Annotated in this window: 13 protein-coding genes; 4 read left to right on the top strand and 9 right to left on the bottom strand. The window is 41.2% G+C overall.

Annotation, left to right across the window (positions count from 1 at the left end; genetic code table 11):
- Positions 1-56 precede the first annotated feature (56 nt).
- From L8106_RS18720 to clpS, 8 genes are all read right to left on the bottom strand, one after another.
- A complete protein-coding gene (locus tag L8106_RS18720) occupies positions 57-215 on the bottom strand; it encodes a hypothetical protein (protein WP_156803742.1) in 159 nt (52 codons plus the stop codon).
- Between the two features lie 114 nt (positions 216-329).
- A complete protein-coding gene (locus L8106_RS18725; protein WP_009785974.1) occupies positions 330-1,358 on the bottom strand; it encodes a sulfotransferase in 1,029 nt (342 codons plus the stop codon).
- Positions 1,359-1,389: 31 nt separating this feature from the next.
- On the bottom strand, positions 1,390-3,330 hold the full coding sequence (locus L8106_RS18730) for a CRTAC1 family protein (RefSeq protein WP_009785975.1): 1,941 nt from the start codon (positions 3,328-3,330) through the stop codon (positions 1,390-1,392).
- Between the two features lie 120 nt (positions 3,331-3,450).
- Entirely contained in the window at positions 3,451-5,247 is a 1,797-nt protein-coding gene (locus L8106_RS18735) for an ABC transporter ATP-binding protein (protein WP_009785976.1), read from the bottom strand.
- 170 nt (positions 5,248-5,417) lie between these two features.
- Positions 5,418-10,442, bottom strand: a complete 5,025-nt coding sequence (locus L8106_RS29785) for an Ig-like domain-containing protein (RefSeq protein ID WP_009785977.1) — start codon at positions 10,440-10,442, stop codon at positions 5,418-5,420.
- Between the two features lie 335 nt (positions 10,443-10,777).
- On the bottom strand, positions 10,778-11,572 hold the full coding sequence (locus L8106_RS18745) for a CPBP family intramembrane glutamic endopeptidase (RefSeq protein ID WP_009785978.1): 795 nt from the start codon (positions 11,570-11,572) through the stop codon (positions 10,778-10,780).
- A 49-nt stretch (positions 11,573-11,621) separates the two neighbouring features.
- Positions 11,622-12,848, bottom strand: a complete 1,227-nt coding sequence (locus L8106_RS18750) for an RNA-guided endonuclease TnpB family protein (protein WP_009785979.1) — start codon at positions 12,846-12,848, stop codon at positions 11,622-11,624.
- 270 nt (positions 12,849-13,118) lie between these two features.
- Positions 13,119-13,400 (bottom strand): ATP-dependent Clp protease adapter ClpS, encoded by a 282-nt coding sequence (clpS, locus tag L8106_RS18755; protein ID WP_039896675.1) that lies wholly within the window; start codon positions 13,398-13,400, stop codon positions 13,119-13,121.
- A 313-nt stretch (positions 13,401-13,713) separates the two neighbouring features.
- Between clpS and L8106_RS18760 the strand changes: the two genes are divergently transcribed.
- The gene (locus L8106_RS18760; RefSeq protein ID WP_009785981.1) at positions 13,714-14,238 is read left to right on the top strand and encodes a DUF3172 domain-containing protein; all 525 of its coding nucleotides are present in this window, start codon (positions 13,714-13,716) and stop codon (positions 14,236-14,238) included.
- Here L8106_RS18760 and L8106_RS18765 read toward each other — a convergent pair.
- Positions 14,235-15,668 carry an AMIN domain-containing protein gene (locus tag L8106_RS18765; protein ID WP_009785982.1) on the bottom strand — a complete coding sequence of 478 codons (1,434 nt, stop codon included), beginning with the start codon at positions 15,666-15,668 and terminating at the stop codon, positions 14,235-14,237. The genes L8106_RS18760 and L8106_RS18765 overlap by 4 nt on opposite strands.
- Before the next feature lie 172 nt (positions 15,669-15,840).
- Between L8106_RS18765 and L8106_RS18770 the strand changes: the two genes are divergently transcribed.
- The 3 genes from L8106_RS18770 to L8106_RS18780 all read left to right on the top strand — a co-directional run bounded on the left by L8106_RS18770 (position 15,841) and on the right by L8106_RS18780 (position 18,846).
- The gene (locus L8106_RS18770) at positions 15,841-16,407 is read left to right on the top strand and encodes an NUDIX hydrolase (RefSeq protein WP_039896676.1); all 567 of its coding nucleotides are present in this window, start codon (positions 15,841-15,843) and stop codon (positions 16,405-16,407) included.
- Positions 16,408-16,488: 81 nt separating this feature from the next.
- The gene (locus L8106_RS18775; protein ID WP_009785984.1) at positions 16,489-17,319 is read left to right on the top strand and encodes an NAD-dependent epimerase/dehydratase family protein; all 831 of its coding nucleotides are present in this window, start codon (positions 16,489-16,491) and stop codon (positions 17,317-17,319) included.
- Positions 17,320-17,340: 21 nt separating this feature from the next.
- Positions 17,341-18,846 (top strand): FAD-dependent oxidoreductase, encoded by a 1,506-nt coding sequence (locus L8106_RS18780; RefSeq protein WP_009785985.1) that lies wholly within the window; start codon positions 17,341-17,343, stop codon positions 18,844-18,846.
- Positions 18,847-19,026: the final 180 nt, after the last annotated feature.

Consider the following 19,026-nt stretch of genomic DNA (forward strand, 5'->3'; position numbering starts at 1 on the left):
TTACTCCACCAATATTTCCAGCCTGTACTTTTCTGACTTTCTAGTCTCTCCTGATCCTATCTCCAATTCGTAAAATATTTGGGAACACCTGTCACTCGATTCAGAGGCTTATTAATGGAGTCAACCTCTGTCCAAGGCTTTTCAAAAAAAGTATTGATGGTTTGCTGCATCAATGAACTTCCAGAACGAGGGTAAGATGAAACGTAAACTAGCATATCTGTCGGGTTAATCTCCATATACTTAAAAATCTTGATTTGATTCTAAAACATAAAGTTAAAGTTGTAAACCTTCATAATTGAAGTTAAGGATTAACCCACAATATTTTAAGTCTAGTATCCAAGTTTACTTAACCAATTTCCGGCTTCTTTTTCGAGCTGCTGCACTTGTTCTTCTGATAACTCCGCTTGCCAACCCCCCATAGAATCAGCCTTTGCTTTCTTGGTAACAAACTCACAAAACTTGGATCGAGATTCGGTATTTTTAATCTCCAAAAAGTCTAATAAACGTTCGGATTCTTCCTGAGGATTTGTCACCAAATCTTCATAGCGCAATTCATAATACTGATCGGTGGGTAACTGAGCGGCACCTGCTGAAGCTTCCTCCAGGTATCTACGCCAGAGCCACATACAACGATGTACATCATTTGTAGTTTCAAATTCTTCGATGCGATCGGGTTCAACCCAGAAGCGAGCTATTGGCCCAAATGGATAACCTCCAGGATCTTTAGCGCCAGAACCTCTCATATCATTTCTATACCAAGGTCTTTTTGCTAAAGAAATAGAAGCATCCCGTCCATCCCGAATAATATGAATAAAACGAGCATCAGGAAATGTTTCGTATAAAAAAGGAAGAACAAAACAGTTTCGAGGAGTCTTTTCTGCCAATCGTAAATCCCCATTCAAATGAATTCTCAGCAGCCAAGAATAAACTCTTTTATAAAAGGCTTTAGCCTGATTCTTATCCCATTGATTAGTATAAATATATCGAGCAGCAGCTTTGGTTAAGACGGGTTCAAAATGGTAGCTAATCTCGGGGATTTCAGCGATACAATTCCCTAAAAATGTTGTACCCGATCTCGGTGAACCAAAGATAAAGATAGGCTTTTCTAGGTTGGGAAATATAAACCGTTTTAATCGCTCTGCGGAGAGGGGTCGATCTTTAGGTTTATAATGCTGCCAGTCTTCACTAAATGTATATTGTATCCAGAAAGGAAGGTTATACCATTCAATCGGTCTAATTTGATCTTTCCAAGCTTCACCGATCAATTTTGCCTTCACAGTTCTTAAAGCAGGCTTCAGATTGGTTTTCCAAAGATTCTTCATAAACTTTTTGAGAATACCCCCATGTAAAAAATTCACTAAAGCTATACTAGCCTACTTTTCACGTTTGTTACTTAGTATTCTTCTCAATTGTTAATAATTGGTCGGCTACAGGTTGAGCGATGGTTTTAACTGTACCATCGGGCCATATCACCTGAATCGAATCAGGCTTATCTTGCTTTCCTAATCCAAAATAAAGTCGATAGTGTCCCTGAGAATAATGAGAATTTTCTGAACTACCAATTTGTTGAACTTGAGTTTTATCAGCGGTTTTCACCTGAACTTTAGCACCAATAGCTTCAGGATTTCCCGGAGAACCGATGAGTTTGACTTCTAGCCAGTGATGATCGGAAATTTTATTTTGATAAAATCGAGATTGCCAAATTCGAGAGGTATCTCGTTTCTGAATCTGATTTAGAATCCGGTCTTTTAAAGAGGGGGTTTCTTGCAAGATGGACGGAGTTTGTTGAAAGGCAATTATAACATCTCTAGCTCCATCATTATTGGCATCAAACCATACCGAACGAGCATTCCAAGTGTTAAACTTAGGAAATCTCATGTCTAATAACTGAGTTTCTTCAAATGTATGCTGGGCATTTTGACTATACAAACCACTGGGTACAACGTGAAGATCCGGTAAACTATCATTATTATAATCAACCCAATTTGCAGTCAAGCCTTTCGAGGGTAAACCGATAGAATTTGGGTTTGTCAGAGTATATTTTCCCTCGGTATTAATGAGCAGAGCATTTTCACCTGCTGTGACAATATAAACATCAAAATCTCCATCTAAATCATAATCTGAAACGGCAAATTTGATAATGCTTTTGTTGAGTGTTTCACTAAAACGCTGTTGAAACTTCCCGGCTTCGTTAAGATAAAGATAAACGTTTTCTTCTTGGGAAGTAAGTAAGTCCATATCTTTGTCATTATCTGCATCAAACCAGAACATATACCCCGCTTGAGGTAAATCTAAACCGACCTGACTGGCTACATTAATAAACTGACCGTTAGTAGTTTGTTGATAGAGTTGATTCCGGTAAGGTATGGGATCATCTTTTGAGCGACCACAAATCGTATATAAATCAAGGCGATCATCGTTGTTAAAATCTACCCAAGCTGACTGTCTTCCCGGACAACCTTCTTTCAAAAAACCAAGTTTTTCAGCTTGATCTTGAAGGGTTATATCATTACGACTTACGAATAATTCATCAGTAAAACGTTCGGATAAATCAGCCATTTTTCCTCGAACTGCACCCCGACCAATGAAGACATCTTTGTATCCATCTCTATTAAAATCTGTCCAAGCCATACTGTGACGATCGCGCCACATTAAGTCAAAATTGTAGGATTCTGGAGGCTGCTTTTGAAAGCCAATATAAATTTGTTCTAATGGAATATTTTGAGTAATTTCAAAAGAGTGGAGGATTTCGGGAAAACCTTGTAAGACCAATTCTCCATTATTTTGTACTGAAAAGTCTACAGTCGTTTGATTTTTTCCGGCTGATGTATTTTCTTGTATATTCGCTTCAGCCAGATGATTTTTTTTCACCTCAATAGGTAAGGATAGCTTTAACGTTCCCCGGAGTTTATCTAAATTTTGTAACTGATTAGCACGAATATGTAAATCAAAGTTTTGTCGATAAATATAAAGTCCAGGACTGTTAATTGGCGGTTGAATATCCGTATCTTCTGACCAAGCAAACTGACGATCTTGATCGAGATTCCAGTCGGAAAGAACATCCACAAATTCGCCGGATTCACTCCCCAATAATAAATTTTGTCTGGCGCTATGGTTTAAGGTAAAAACATCTATAATGTTATCATTATTGGCATCTACAACGCCAAGATCAAAAATATCATATGTCGCAGTTAAAGGGGTTGGCTTTGGGGAAAAATTACCCAAAGTTTTTATCGTCGGACTCCAAAGCTTCCAAGCGAACGTAATTAATAAAATTGTTATGAAAGCGGTAAAAAAAAGTTGACTAAAGCGAACAAATTTTTTATTCATACTTTAAAAATAATTCTCATAAGAGCGAATAAAATTTTTACGTTTCATACATCTAAAGTCAGTCAACATAGAGACTCATTTTCATCCGCCCAACTCCCCACTCCTGACCTCTGCTCTACCTCAACGATCGGTAGTTATGCTATTTTCTTCTCCTAAAACAACTTCATGATAGGTTCCTGACTTAACGATTTGACCTTTTTCCATCATGTGTATACAATCACAATGTTCAACGGTTGTCAAGCGGTGAGCAATAATAATCATTGTTTTTGTACCGCTTAAAGATTTAATTGACTCCGTTACCAGATGTTCGGTTTCATTATCTAGTGCTGCTGTTGCTTCATCCAGCACCAATATTTCTCTTTCATGATAAAGTGCTCTGGCTATTCCAACTCGCTGGCGTTGACCTCCAGAAAGTAAAACCCCCCGCTCTCCAACAATGGTTTTCAACCCTCCGGGAAGTGCTTCAATCACTTGAGTAAGTTGTGCGGCTTCAATGGCTTTCTTGAGTCTGACTTGATCGATCAAATCATCAGGAACACCAAAAGCAATATTTCTTTCTATGGTATCGTCTATCAAAAAGATTGATTGAGGAATATAACCGATTAAATTTTGCCACAGGCGTAAATTATTGTCATCATAAATGGATTGAGTATCAACTTTAATATCTCCTCCTTGGGGAACTAACAAACCTAAAATAACATCGACTAAAGTTGTCTTTCCGGCTCCTGATTTTCCAATAAAAGCAATAGATTGACCTTTATCTATCGTTAAACAGATATCTTTTAAAGCATCTGCTGGTGAATTGGGATAACAATATCGAACCCGATCCAGAATAATTTTTTCTTGAAACTTTAATTCTTTTTTTTCTGGAGAATGAAGCACTTTCTTTTCAATTTGGGGTGTGATTTCTTCTATCTCTTTGAGATCGCAGTAGAGTTTATTGACGGTAAAACTTGAATTTTTTAAAGTGCTGACTCCACTAGCGATGTTACTGACTGCTGGAATTAAACGGATTGAAGCCAAAGCAAATACACCTAGCGTAGCTGTTAGTTGTTGTACATCTTGTTTGAGCAGAAGAAATATAGCGATAAAACCAACTAAAAAAATTACGAGCAACGTTTCCACGAGCAGTCTCGGAGTTAGCTTATAAGAATAAAATTTTCCACAAGCTTCTGTATATCTTTCTGTTTGTGTAGCAATCTGAGATTCAAAGTGAGCTTCACAACCAATTAATTTTGTTTCTTTAATTCCACCTAAGCTATGATTAATTATACGAATGACTTCTTTATCAGATTGAGAAGCTTCTTTCCCCCATGCACCAATTTTGTTTTTAGATATATTAAAAAATAAAAATAAAGGAAATATAATCCCTAAAATAACAACTATACTGGTTAAGTTAGTGATTCCCAATAAAAGAATGAGACAGAACACGATAATACAGTTAGAAGTGCAGGTGAGTAGAGGAATTAAAACTCCATTAGCAAATTGTTTGGTCTCCGTGATTATATTCTGAATAATATTAACACTATTTTGACTGAGGTGAAAAGTATAGGGAGCGCTCAGATAGGCATTCATCAGTTTTTCGGTGAGTTCTCCTTTTTTTCGATAAGTGAACAGAAAAACTTCAGTTTGAACTCGCCAACTAATCAAAGACTTTACACAAAAAACAACAATAATTGCCAAACCAATTAAAGCAATAAAAGTTCCTTCATCTTGAAACTCAAATTTTTTGTATAAGCCTTCTAAAAAAGGAATGTCATAAATTAAATTTTTATTAGTCGATAAACTCAGAAAAGGGCCAATAATTCCCAGTCCGAAAACTTCCAACAATGATACGAATAAAAAAGATAAGACTAAAAGAATTAAACTGCTTTTCTTACCGGGCAAAATATATAACACCTTGGCAAGATAGTTCATAATACAATTCCCCCGAATCTAGGTGTTCTGACTCTGATTCTTGTCAAACCATTATGGCTTTTTAAAGGTTGAACAAGCAACCTGTTAGCTACTGTCAGTCACTAACAGGCTACTCCCAATCAATGTTCAAGGTTGTTTCGATGAGTCTAGTTTAACCCTCATCTTTTCAACTATACACTGAAATACTTCTGTTGCAGATAGTTGTTAACTTGGGTTTGTTCAGCTTCCGATAAAGCCCGGTCAAAAACGAGGATTTCTGCCACATCCATATCTACAAATGGACTACCATCAATCTCCGATCCCAAAACGATTTTGTCCAGTAAGGTGTTGTAGGTACGAGTACGACTATCAATCACCGTGCCATCTTTATAATGGTTCAGAGTGCCAGCTTGTAAGACTGCTGATTGAGTCAACCAACCCACACCCGTACCATCAACGTTGCTATCAGCATCATTTTTACCCCAAGCTTGTACCATCAAGTCACCATCATTCTTGACGAGCAAGCCAAAGGCTTCATTGGTGAAGTTCTTACCGTAGGCAAAACCACCGTAGCCTATACCATCATATTTGGCAACCATAAACACCGTGCGATCGGCATTCCCAGATGGTAAGTTATTGAGATTGGAGTCTCGTTCGAGCTGATCGCCGTCACCATCAAGGTTGATGTAGTTCTGTCCGTTGAGTCCGTTTGTTACCAGAGTGGGATCGCCAAAGCCTGTCAGGTCGTTTCCAGAAGCGGACTGATCAGCCCAACCCGTAACCACACCGTTATTAGTGGTGACTCCATTATTGGCATCGAGTTGCAGCACTAAGCCATTGGTTACAGGGACGCCCGAAGCTTCAGCCACATTCAGAGAGACTTGAGCGCTGGAGGTGCTACCTGTAGAGTCCGCAATGGTGTAAGTAAAGGACTCTGTACCGACAAAGCCATTGCCTGGGGTGTAAATCAGTCCATCATTGCTGGCGTTGATACTCACAGTACCGCCATTATTAGTAGCACTAACTCCAGTAATGGTTAAGGTATCACCCGAATCGGGGTCTGTGTCGTTAACTAAAACATCTAGAGCGTTATTGCTGCTATCTACAGCGATGTTGAGATTATCATTAGCTGCTGTGGGAGCATCGTTGACATTGTTAACGTTCATAGTGACGGTTGCAGTATTCACACCCCCGTTACCATCGCTAACAGTATAGGTGAACGTCTCAGTTCCCGTGAAATCTGTTGCGGGAGTATAGACTAAACCATCGTTGGTATTGTTAATCGTCACCATTCCCCCGTTATCCGTCGCCCCTACACTCGTAATACTGAGGGGGTCATTCTCGGGATCGGTATCGTTAACCAACACATCTAGCGGATTGTTACTACTGTCTTCATCTACGGTAAAGCCATCATTGACTATATTGGGAAGACCATTACCGGTGCCGACCACATTAACTGTTACCGTTGCCTGATCGGTGCCACCGTTGCCATCAGTAATACTGTAGTTGAAGGTATCTGTCCCACTAAAACTTGCATTGGGAGTATACAGTAACGCATCATTTGTGGCATTAATCTCAACAGAACCATTAGTCGGGGTTCCGACTGATCCAAATACCAGAGCATCTCCATCGGGATCGCTATCGTTCGCTAAAACATCAAGAGTATTATTGGTGCTTTGTGATGTCACTTCAAAAGTATCAGCGACGGCTGAGGGCTGTTGATTGCCGCTACCGCTACCCGAACCAAAATACTTCTGTTGCAGATAGTTGTTAACTTGGGTTTGTTCGCTTTGTGATAAAGCCCGGTCAAAAACAAGGATCTCGGCGACATCCATGTCTACAAACGGATTACTATCAATCTCTGCTCCCAAAACGATTTTGTCGAGGAAAGTGTTGTAGGTAAGGGTTTTAGTATCAATCACCGTGCCATCTTTATAATGGTTCAGAGTGCCAGCTTGTAAAACGGCCGATTGAGTCAACCAACCTGCACCCGTACCATCAACATTACTATCGGCATCATTTTTACCCCAAGCTTGGACCATCAAGTCACCATCATTCTTCACCAGCAAACCAAAGGCTTCATTCGTGAAGTTTTTACCATAGGTAAAGCCTCCGTTGCCAGTACCATCATACTTAGCAACCATAAACACCGTGCGGTCAGCATTCCCCGATGGCAAGTTGCTGAGATTTGAGTCTCGTACGAACTGATCTCCGTTACCATCTAAGCTGATATAGTTCTGACCGTTGAGTCCGTTTGTTACCAGAGTGGGATCGCCAAAGCCTGTCAGGTCGTTTCCAGAAGCGGACTGATCAGCCCAACCCGTAACCACACCGTTATTAGTGGTGACTCCATTATTGGCATCGAGTTGCAGGACTAAACCGGTTACGGGGACGCCCGAAGCTTCAGCCACATTCAGAGAGACTTGAGCGCTGGAGGTGTTACCGGTAGAATCTGCAATGGTGTAAGTAAAGGACTCTGTACCGACAAACCCATTGCCAGGGGTGTAAATCAGTCCATCACTGTTGGAGTTGATGCTGACAGTCCCGCCATTGTTGGTAGCACTAACTCCAGTAATGGTTAAGGTATCACCCGGATCAGCGTCTGTATCGTTAGCTAAGACATTGAGGGCGTTATCTTGACTTCCCGTGACAATATTGATCGAGTCATCGTTCGCAACGGGTGGTTCCGGATCGGGATTAGGATCATTAACAATATAGTTGGCGGTATAGGTTTGGTTAGTCTCAGGCGCAGCAATATTCAAAGTGGCGGTGGTAGCGACGGTTGAGGAGCCAACAGACCAGTTATCAAAGAGGTACTCGATACCATTAATCGTTACGTTTGAGGGGGCTGTCGCCTCATGTTGGAAATTCACTGCGGTCTCAACAGTAAGGGGATTGTTATCAGAACTGGTTTGAGTAAATCCATCAAGAGTGAAGTCAAAATCACCTGGAAGATTATCATTGAAAGCCAAGTCTATTTTCTCTGGGAAGATTGATTTAGCCTCAGTTGTTGTCAAACCATCTGAGTCAGTTACAGTCAAAATAAATTCAAATCCAGTTTCAGCAGGAAATCCATGTTCAGTGGTTGTAATATCAAGCTCTCCACTACTACCAACGAAGTCGTTTAATTCTGGGTGAGCGTGTGTGTTGTGTAGGAAATCAATATCCCAACTGTAGCTATTATTGGTTAATGAACCATCTGCATCCGTGGCATCGGCTTCAAAGAAGATTGTGTCTCCAGCTTTAAATAGATCGACTCCTTCTTGAAAGATCGTGCCATCTTGCTTTCTCAGGATGATATTTGCTGTCGGAGGAGTCCCCAAAACAACAGGAGACAAAAGATAACTGTCTTGTTCTTGGCCATCAGAAACGATCAATCGAGGCGTATACTGACCATTTGCAGTGTAGGTATGACTAATATTCGCACCCGTGGCTTGATTTCCATCCCCAAAATCCCAAGTGTAGCTGAGGGAATCTCCATCCGCGTCGGTGGCTACACCCGTGAAATCTACTGTTAATCCATTTCCTTTCGTTGCAGTTGTGGCTTGTTCGTTAATTACCGGAGAAGCGTTACCTCCGGTTGGATCGTTGTAAACGATGCGGCGTATTTCTCCAGGGTTGCCACCCGGTCGGGAGAGATTAAGATAATACAGCGCTCCATCTGGCCCTTGATCGATAAAGACGGGTCTTGTAACGGGTCCATCCTCTTCAAAATTAAAAGCATCTACTACTGTAGGTGTCGAGGGATCGGCATCAATCACATTGTTATTGGCATCAAACTTGAGGTACTGCATTGTGCCAGCCACAAAGTCAGCAAAGAAGTATGATCCCTGAAACTCACTCGGGAACATTGTGCCTCGGTAAATACTCCCTCCAATGACCGCAGCACCACCATTTATATGTTCAAACTGGTAAATGGGATCGGTGAGACCGGGAACACCATTGGAGCTACCTTCATATTGATTCCAACCTAAGTTGGCACCACCATCATTAATACCTAAACGGTTAACTTCTTCCCAAGTCTCCAGACCGACATCACCAATATACAAGTTATTGGTTTGGAAATCCCAATCTGAACGGAAAGGATTTCGGACACCATAAGCCCAAATTTCAGGGCGAGCACCAGGAGTATTTATAAAGGGATTATCATTGGGAACAGTGCCATCTGGATTGAATCGCAGAACCTTACCTTCAAATACCGTTAAATCTTGTGCTTTTTCAGGACTATTAAATCCTTTATCTCCAATTGATAGATAAAGTTTACCATCGGGGCCGAAATTTAGACCTCCGCCATAGTGATCGGGAGGACCTGCAGGAGTTGGATCTTTCCAAATTACGGTCTCACTACCCAGGTTTCCCGTGTTACCGTTGTGTGTGAAACGAGAGATTTGGAATGATTTGTCTGAACCCTTTGTATAATACAGATAAAAATAACCGTTACTTTCAAAGTCTGGATCGACAGCAATATCAATTAGCCCTTTCTCAGAACTGGTATTCACATCTGGAAGGGTCATGTATGGAGTTAAGGATGGGGCTGGATCTTGGAGATCCGTAATATACATCTCCCCAGTTTTACTCAGAACCAGTGAGCGACCATCGGGCAACCACTCCATTGAAATCGGGTCGCTTGCTTGCACAAGAAGCTCATTCTCAAAGTTGGGATCGTTGGGTACAACCGGATCGTTATGGAAATGCCCTTCATGTAAAATTTCACTGTAATTTTCTAAGGCTTCCCCGAAAACGGCTAACTCTGCTTCAATTGAACCTGTTGTTACTTCTAAATCTCCATCTCCTCCTAATGCTGCATTCCCGGTTAAATCATCTGAAGCGGCAATATCTGCTCCGGTTAAGTTAGCTAATTGTTTAATAAAATTTTCATCTAGTCCAATATCGCAACCATACAACAGGATATCTGCCTCGGTCGTCAGATGCTCAGACCAACTCATTAAAGGATCTATATATTCATCTAAATTGTCTGAATTGAGAGCGTTATCACCGATTTGTATACTGCCTAAACTACCGTGAGAAATAATATGAATAGATTCTACGTTACTCTTTTGCGTTAAGACTTGGGTGATTTGATCGATGCCGTCTTCATTGGGGTTTAGAGTGATTGTCTCAAATCCTGAGCTAATATTAGCTGCAATTTCATCATAATTTAATACATTAGAATCTATAAAGATAAGACTTGAATTTGAATCAACGGGTAATTCCATAACACCTATACCTTCCGGGTTTTGATAGACTTTAAGTAGACATCTGCTTACTATTGTATAAACAAATTAAAGATTTACCTGTATAAATATGGATTTTTACAGAATCTTTAAACTTTTGTCTAACTCCGTAGGAATTGAGAGTCTCTTAAGTAGCTATAGTCTTGATAATTCGGCTTTTTGAAATAACTTAACAAGTTTTATTGTGATTAATTTAAGAAGATATGGTAAGGAATAGAGTCTTTGTAAAGCTTTGATAAAGGCTGTCAGAATTTTGGGATAGTTTTTGGTAGACGGGCGACATAAACAGCCTGCGTTCAGTAGCCCTGTTTGGTTACTTAGCACTTGATGGCGATCAGAATTTTTCTGATGATTGTGGCGATCGCACTTAAAAACACCAATCCCATCAAACCCGCTAACGGATTTTGATCAATCCCGACAACCCAATCCGGAACTCGCCCCGAATATTGGATTTTTCCGCCGACACTGATGATATAATACCCCCAAACCAATCCGCCATGAAGCCCAATCGGTAAACCGAGATTTCCCTGAGTAACGGGTTTTTTTTTGGACGGGGAACTGATCACAGATTTAGCCCAAACGAAGATTAATCCGAGTAAGATTAAACCGGGAAATTGTGGCCAGGTACGGAGAATTTCAGCCAGAGGTTTAATAAAGTGGGCGATCGCATAGATAATACTACACACCCAAGCTGCAATCCCATCTGAATAGTCTCGCTGGAGTTCATTTAGCAGCCATCCCCGGAAGAATAGTTCCTCGCCGAACCCAATCCCTAAAGCGATCGCCAGTCCTTCTAAGATCACTTGGGGGAACTGTGTAACATCAGGATACCACGCTAGCCATCCCAGTTGAGCTTCTAGGGCAAATAAACTGAGTAAACTCAAACAACCCCAACTCAATCCACTGATCAATAACCAAGTATTTTCAGGGTTGAGACGTAAGCCGTAGTGTTGAAGAAGCTTAGGTTGATGATAAATCCGTTTTCCCCAGAAACGTACTAATACAATAAATTCTACATATAGTAATAGCAGAGTAATAATACTAACGGTATTGGGATCATCCCCAAGTAAATAGATGGGAACTGCTAACGGTAGCCACAACCCCAACAACATGAGGATAAACAGAGTCAGTCTTAGGGGAGCCGCAAAAGTAGAAATTCGACTAAAAATGAACTACACCCCGCTTGATCGATGCGGGGGTTTCTAGCTTCTTTGACGACTGCCGAAACTTGGTTTTAGGGCCAAGCTTGGTCTTACATTCCCCTCCACTAGCAGGCACCTCCGTCCCAGAGGTCAAAATTCTAATTCCTTCTGCTCTCAAGTTCTTTCCGGCATTTTCATCTCTATCATGATGGGTTCCACAGTGAGAACAAGTCCATTCACGAACGTCTAATGGCATTTCTGGCATTAGATGAAAACATTCAGAGCAAAGTTTGGAACTCGGGAAAAATCGATCAACCTCTACATACTGACCCGAACGTTGTTCAAGCTTGTATGAGCAGAAATTGGTAAACATTCCCCAACCCGAATCGCTGATTGCCTTAGCTAAATTATGGTTTCTAACCATCCCTTTTACGTTGAGATTTTCAAAAACTAGAGTTTGGTTTTCATCTACTAGCTTTCTACTGAGCTTATGGCAAAAGTCGTATCGGGCATTGAAGATGCGATGATGCACCTTCGCTACAAGTTTTCGAGCTTTTTGTCTAGAGTTACTACCTAGTTTCTTTCGGGATAACGTTTTTTGTTTCTTGGCTAAATTCCGGCTGTGTTTTTTGAGGATTTTCGGGTGAGCATATTTCTTAACCTTGCTACCATCGTGGACAATAGCGAAGTGCTTTAACCCTAAATCCACACCAGAGATTTTGTCTGAGGTTCCAGGTAAATCACAACATTCACAGTCAACTAACACCGAAGCATGGTACTGACCTGCTGGGTTTAGCGTGATTGTTACTGTCTTTATTCTTCCCTCAAACCATCGGTGAATTTTAGCCTTGACAATTCCGATTTTAGGAATTTTCAAATTTTCGCCAACACGAGAAACATTCTGAGGAAACTGAATCGATTGCTTTGAGCGTTTAGATTTGAACTTCGGAAATCTAGCTCGTTTCTCAAAGAAGTTTTTGAATGCTCTTGTCAAATTGAGCGTAGTTGCTTGTAAAACCTGAGAGTAACATTCGGCTAACCATTCAGTCTCTTCTGCTTTTTTCAGTGGTGGTAATAGTGCGTTTAGCTGAGTACGAGACAAACCCTTACCTGTTGCCTTGTATTCTTCTATGGTTTTGTTCAAAGCATAATTCCACCACCAACGAGAACAACCAAACATCCGGGCTAACTGGATGCGTTGTTCTTGTGAGGGATAGATTCTGACCTTGACAATCTTGTTTAGCACGTTTACCACTAAATTAGTTGCCGATAAGATCGTAACATAGACCCAGAGTCACTCGTTCTCTGGATTTCAAATCCAGAGCTTGCGAGTGACCGCGTGCTGCGGTTTTATGTTGCTCACCTTCGGCTCGCGGCTTACATCCCGGCAGCGTGGCAACGGGGATTTACGCTTTGTTCAGTTAAATTTCAAATGAAGTGAGTCTAAATAAATTAATCACCCGGATCGATTTTCGGGAGTGAAAATGTTTCCGGGGTCAAATCTGAGGCTGATTGATTATTCATCTGGCTCGATGGTACTGGTCAAGCCATTATTTTTCAGCGTTTCACAGTAGAACTCGGCGTGTTCTTGAGCGCAAGTAATCACTAAAGCCAGACCATTGGTATGAGCTTCCATCATAATGCTGACTGCTTGGGGCTGAGTTAAACTCGGTACAGTCTGGAGCAAGACCTGTACCACATACTCCATCCCGTTAAACTCATCATTATGAAGCAATACGCGGTAACGCGGTGCGAGCTTACGGACTGTTGAACGCTTCTCAAGTGTTTCCACAGACACGGCTCTATCTCCTTATATTAGGTTCCTAGTTCAAACTTTGTTTTTCACTTTACATAGTTTAATGAATCCTGGCAATCCCGACAAGGTATTTACAGTTTACAGTTATAGTGCTTCGTACCGCTTACCTAAAATTGATCGGGGTCGCTCAGAGATGCTCATACTCCATATCTCGCCTAGACTTGGGGTTCTAAACGCACAGTTAGGTCAGCACTTGTTAAAATAACGGTTAGGAGAGTCAATGGAACGTTAAGCCCGAAATATAAGACTTTGTAAGTGTTGTTCTTGATCAATTTTTTTCTGCTTAATAGCTGATATGAAACGTAAAACCCGCACATCCCCGGCTCGATCAACTTTTAACTATACGGCTTTAGCCGTGATTGGTGGTGTATTAATATTAGGGATTGGGATTGGAATTGCGATTAGTTCAACAACGACTTTTAGCCCGGAAAACGTCGCTTCTAGCCAATTTATTGATCGCAGCGCACCGAGTACCGAAACTTGTATTAAATTTGGGGCGAGTGCGATGGTTACAGATATGCGGGTTTTTGTGACGTTGAACCCGTTTAATGTTTACATCTCCCAACCCCGAATGCAGCCCGGTTGTGTTTTGCGGACGAGTAACTGGACAATTCTCAAACAAAATAATCTGATTTCTTCTGAACAAGAACGGGACTGTAAACAACGGATGAACACGTTTGGGTATACGGGTGAGTTGGAGAGTAGTCCTGAAATTAGCTGTATCTATCAAAATAATAGTGCTGAGAACCTATTCCTGTCTCAACCTGGAGGAGGAGGAATGACTCCCGCACGTCCTAGAGCCGAATCTGATCGGTTCTAGTCTTCCCGAATATAGACAAATTGTGATTGACGTAAATCTTCGCTCAGGCGCACTTCAATCACTTGATCCGGTTGTAACGTTGTCGGTTGGGGAGAGGTGGCGAAACCCACTGCTGCACCGCCGAGCGCACCCACCAACAAACCAACACCTGTAAAGCCGGTCAGCAAAAATAGCCCTAACCCGCCAATTCCGGTATCACGAAGAACGTTTTTGGGTTCGGGATCTAATCGACCGGGAATCCAACCGGATTCGGCTTGAATGGGAATGCTACGCCCTTCTAAATTAATCGCTTCGACTTGAAATCGACTCCCTTTGGAACTGGTTTCAAAGTATCCGACAATCGGCGTATCGGGCGGAACGATATAGTTTCCTTCCCGATCAACAATTCCACCTTGCAGGATTAAAACATCTTGTCGTTCCGGTTTATCTTTTAATCGCACTTCATTGGGGTTGGGATAACGAAGCGTCAGTTGAGTTCCCGCCGGAAGCAGGACACTGGGAGGACGTTGATCGATGGTTCTCGAAGAAATCGTGCTTTGAGGTTGGGAAGTTCTCGGTAACGGTTGACCGAAGGGAATGGTGCCTTCTGCGGGTTGAAGTGGATTGGGTTGAGCTTGAGTGGTAATCGTGGGAGGCGGAGGGGGGGGTTGAAATAACGGGTCAGTGAAAAATTCAACTTGATTTGTTCCTCCCAACGGAATTCGCACTGCTTCTATGTCAGATGAGGGTATGGGCTGGGGATTGGGAATAAAGGTTTGATCGACGGTTTGAGGGGAACGAAAGCCGGGAGGGGGAGAAGTGGCGGGGGGAGGTGTTTCTGGGGTTTCGGTAACTTCTAAATCTGCGGCTGAGTCGGAAGTGGTTTGATCAACTTGATCGACGTTTTGATCAACGGTAGCGGGAGTTGTGGCGGTTTGGGCGGTGGGGAATGTCGGTACAGGTTGAGGACGATCTAGAATTGTTGGACGCAATACCCACAAGTTTTCGACTCCAATTGGACGAAAATCAATTTCTTGTTCATCTAAAACGACGCCAGGAACAAAATTGATTGTAATTTGGGCGAGTTCGGGTTCGCTTTGGCTAAAACTAACTTGACTGATGACTCCCGACTCAAAGCGCTCGGTGAGGTTAATTCCAATTTCGGTGTTGGGTAAATCGACGACTAGACGCGGAGGTTCTGTCCCCACTGACAAACGAGGTCGCACACCTTCGGGCAATAATACTTCTATAATACCTGTGCTGGGATCAATTTTCCAGTCTTCTAAAATCGCAGCATAAACAGGTAAACTCAGGGTTGAGCTAGAGACCATAGCGGCTAGGGCAATTGTGCCGGATGTTCGGATTAACAGGCTACCATACAACACAGATACAACAGATGCGATCGAGGAATAGATTTGCTGAAATTTCTGTTTTTGTTTTAGGGTTTGCATGGTTCCTGTGCGATGGTTAAAGGTTGAGCGATTTTTGATGAGTCATTCTGAGCATTTCTTATCATGTTTGAGGGCAAAATGCAAGCCAATCAAAGGGGTTTTATTCCGGTTGTAAACACCTCGAACAAACAGTGAATAGTTCTTCATGTCATCCCCACCCAAATATTTAACGATGAAAAAAATCGCCAAGTGGAAACAATTAGATTCTAAGTTGGTACTAAACCATCAATGGTGTCGAGTCAGACAGGATACCGTTGAGTTACCCAATGGAATTATTATTGATGATTTTTTTGTAAATGTTCGCCCGGATATTGCTTTGGTTTTACCAATAACCTCTGAGAATGAAATTGTTTTTGTTTGTCAATATCGTCATGGAGTGGGTGAGGTTTTATTAGAGTTACCTGCGGGGAGTTTTGATCCCAAAAAAGAAAGTGCAGAATCTGCGGCTACTCGCGAACTGACTGAAGAAACGGGATATATTGCTGAATCTATGGTGAGGTTAACTACATTATATGATAATCCGGTTAAAGATACAAATTCAGTTCATTTATTTTTGGCTTCTAATGTCAAACAGGTACAGGAATGTCAGTTAGATGTTACAGAAGATATTGAAGTTGTTTTGGTTCCTGTTTATGAAGTTATGGAATATATTAATCAAGGTAAGGTTTGTGTCGCCGGGACAGTTGCGGCTTTATTTTTAGGGTTAAACAAGTTAGGAATTTTACAAGATAAAAATTGATGTTAAAAATGAGATTCTGAAAAATACTCTCAAGCTTGCTATGATTAATAAAGGTTTTTTGAACAAACGATAATATTCTCTATGAATGTTGCAATTATTGGCTGTGGTTATGTTGGGAATGCGGTATCTCGCTATTGGAGTCAAACGCTGGGGTTAACTGTAACGGCGACAACAACGACTCCTGGACGGGTAGAAAATTTAGAAAAAATTGCTAACAGAGTGATGGTAGTAAATGGGAATGATCCAGAGGCGTTAAAGTCAGTTTTGCAGGGTCAAAAGACTATTTTGTTGAGTGTAGCAGCAAAAGACAGAGATCCGCAAGCCTATCAACTTGCTTATCAGAAAACCGCCCAAACTTTAGCAACCGTTTTACCTCAAGTTCCCGAAGTTAAACAGTTAATTTATACGGGAAGTTTTGGCTTATACGGCGATCAAAATGGTGCGACTGTTGATGAAAGTTCGCCCGTAAAACCCAGCAGCAAAAATCACGAAATTCTGTACAAAGCCGAACAAATATTACTCGAATTAGCCTCGGAAAATCTCAAAGTTTGTATTCTGCGACTGGGTGGAATTTATGGCCCAGGTCGAGAAATTGTTAAAATTTTTAGTCGAATGTTCGGGACAACTCAAGCGGGAAATGGACGTTATCCAACGGCTTGGATACATTTAGATGATATTATCGGTGCAATTGAATTTGTTCGTCAAAATCAGTTAGAAGGAATCTACAATTTAGTCGATAATTCTAATCTCACTCGACGAGAGTTGATTGATTTAATGTGTGACAAACATGATGTTCCTAACGTCACTTGGGATGTCTCACAACCGAATAATCGACCTTATAATGTGCGGGTTTCTAATCAAAAAATTCAAGAGGCTGGATATCAGTTTATTCATCCTCAAACTCTTGTTTAACACTATAAAATTTGCTTAAATATGTCTGAAATACAATCTCCAAAAGTTGTCGTTGTCGGTGCGGGTTGGGCGGGTTTAGGTGCTACTTATCACCTCGCCAAACAAGGTTATGATGTGACTTTACTTGAGGCGAGTTCCTATGCAGGGGGTTTAGTTGCGGGTTGGAAAACTCCTGGTGGACGTTCAGTTGAAGCGGGAATACATGGGTTTTGGTATCCCTATAAAAACATCTTTTCTCTAGTAGATGAACTAGGCTTAAAACCGTTTACTCCTTGGACAAGATCCGCCCAATATTCTCCGGCTGGACTCGAAGTTGAATCACCGATTTTTCAAGATTTACCGTACCTTCCAACTCCACTCGGAACGTTCATTTATACTCAATTTCAACGTCTACCTTTAAGCGATCGCCTATCTGCTTTACCGCTACTTTATGCAGTTGTTGATTTTGACAATTCAGATGAAGCTTGGCGACGATATGATTGTATCACAGCCCGAGAACTTTTCAAACAATATGGTGTTTCAGCGCGACTTTATAATGATGCGTTTAACCCGATGTTATTAGTGGGGTTATTTGCGCCTGGTGAACAATGTTCTGCTGCCGCAGCGTTAGGAATGTTATATTATTTTATTTTAGCACATCAACCTGATTTTGATGTTGTTTGGTGTCGGGGAACGGTTGGTGATCGTATTTTTTCACCTTGGATTAAACAGATTGAACAATTAGGGGGAAAAGTCTTAACAAATCAACGGGTTACTGACTTAAGAGTTGATGAATTTGGTCAAGCCCAAGCAGTGGTTTGCGGGGAAGAAATCTTTACCGCAGATGCGATTATTTTTGCAGTGGGAATTACGGGAATGAAGAAAATATTAGCCGGAAGTTCGGCTTTACAAAATCGCCCAGAGTTCCGAAATCTTAATAATCTGAATGCGGTAGATGTGTTATCAACTCGGCTTTGGTTTGACCGCAAAGTTAATATTCCTCGCGCTTCTAATGCTTGTTTTGGGTTCGATACGACAACAGGTTGGACGTTTTTTGATTTAAACGCATTACATGATGAATTTAAAGATGAACCGGGAACCGTTTTGGAAGTAGATTTTTATCACGCTAATCAATTTTTATCCCTGAGTGATGATGAAATTATCAAAATTGTTCAAGGTTATCTTACGACTTGTATTCCTGCATTTGGAGAGGCAAAAATCATCGATCAAAGTGTAGTTAAGTTACGACAAGCAGTGACGCATTTCTTCCCCGGAAGTTATCAATATTTACTCTCTGCTAAGACCATTTTTGAGAATGTATTTATGAGTGGGGATTGGGTGATTAACCGTCATGGATCTTGGTCACAGGAAAAAGCCTATGTTACGGGTTTAGAAGCTGCAAATCTAGTCATTGATCAGTTTAAAATTGGTCAAAAAGCTGCTATTATTCCGGTTCAAGCTGACGAAGAACACATTCAAGTTTTGCGACAAATGAACAAATCTGTTCGACAGGTTAGCCAATCCTTTTTTCCGAATCTTTGGCTGTAATTATAGAGTATAATAATATTATTCTGGGAGGTAACAGGCTATGAGGAAATCCCGCGCCGTCAATTTTTACCTGACTTAGATTTTGAACTCTTAGCAAGTTATATTCAGTCATCTGCTAAACCGAAGGATATTCTGTTTGAGTGGAAAACAAAGATCTCTATTCTCTAAGAATTAATCTTT

Source organism: Lyngbya sp. PCC 8106, from assembly GCF_000169095.1.
Taxonomy (GTDB): domain Bacteria; phylum Cyanobacteriota; class Cyanobacteriia; order Cyanobacteriales; family Microcoleaceae; genus Capilliphycus.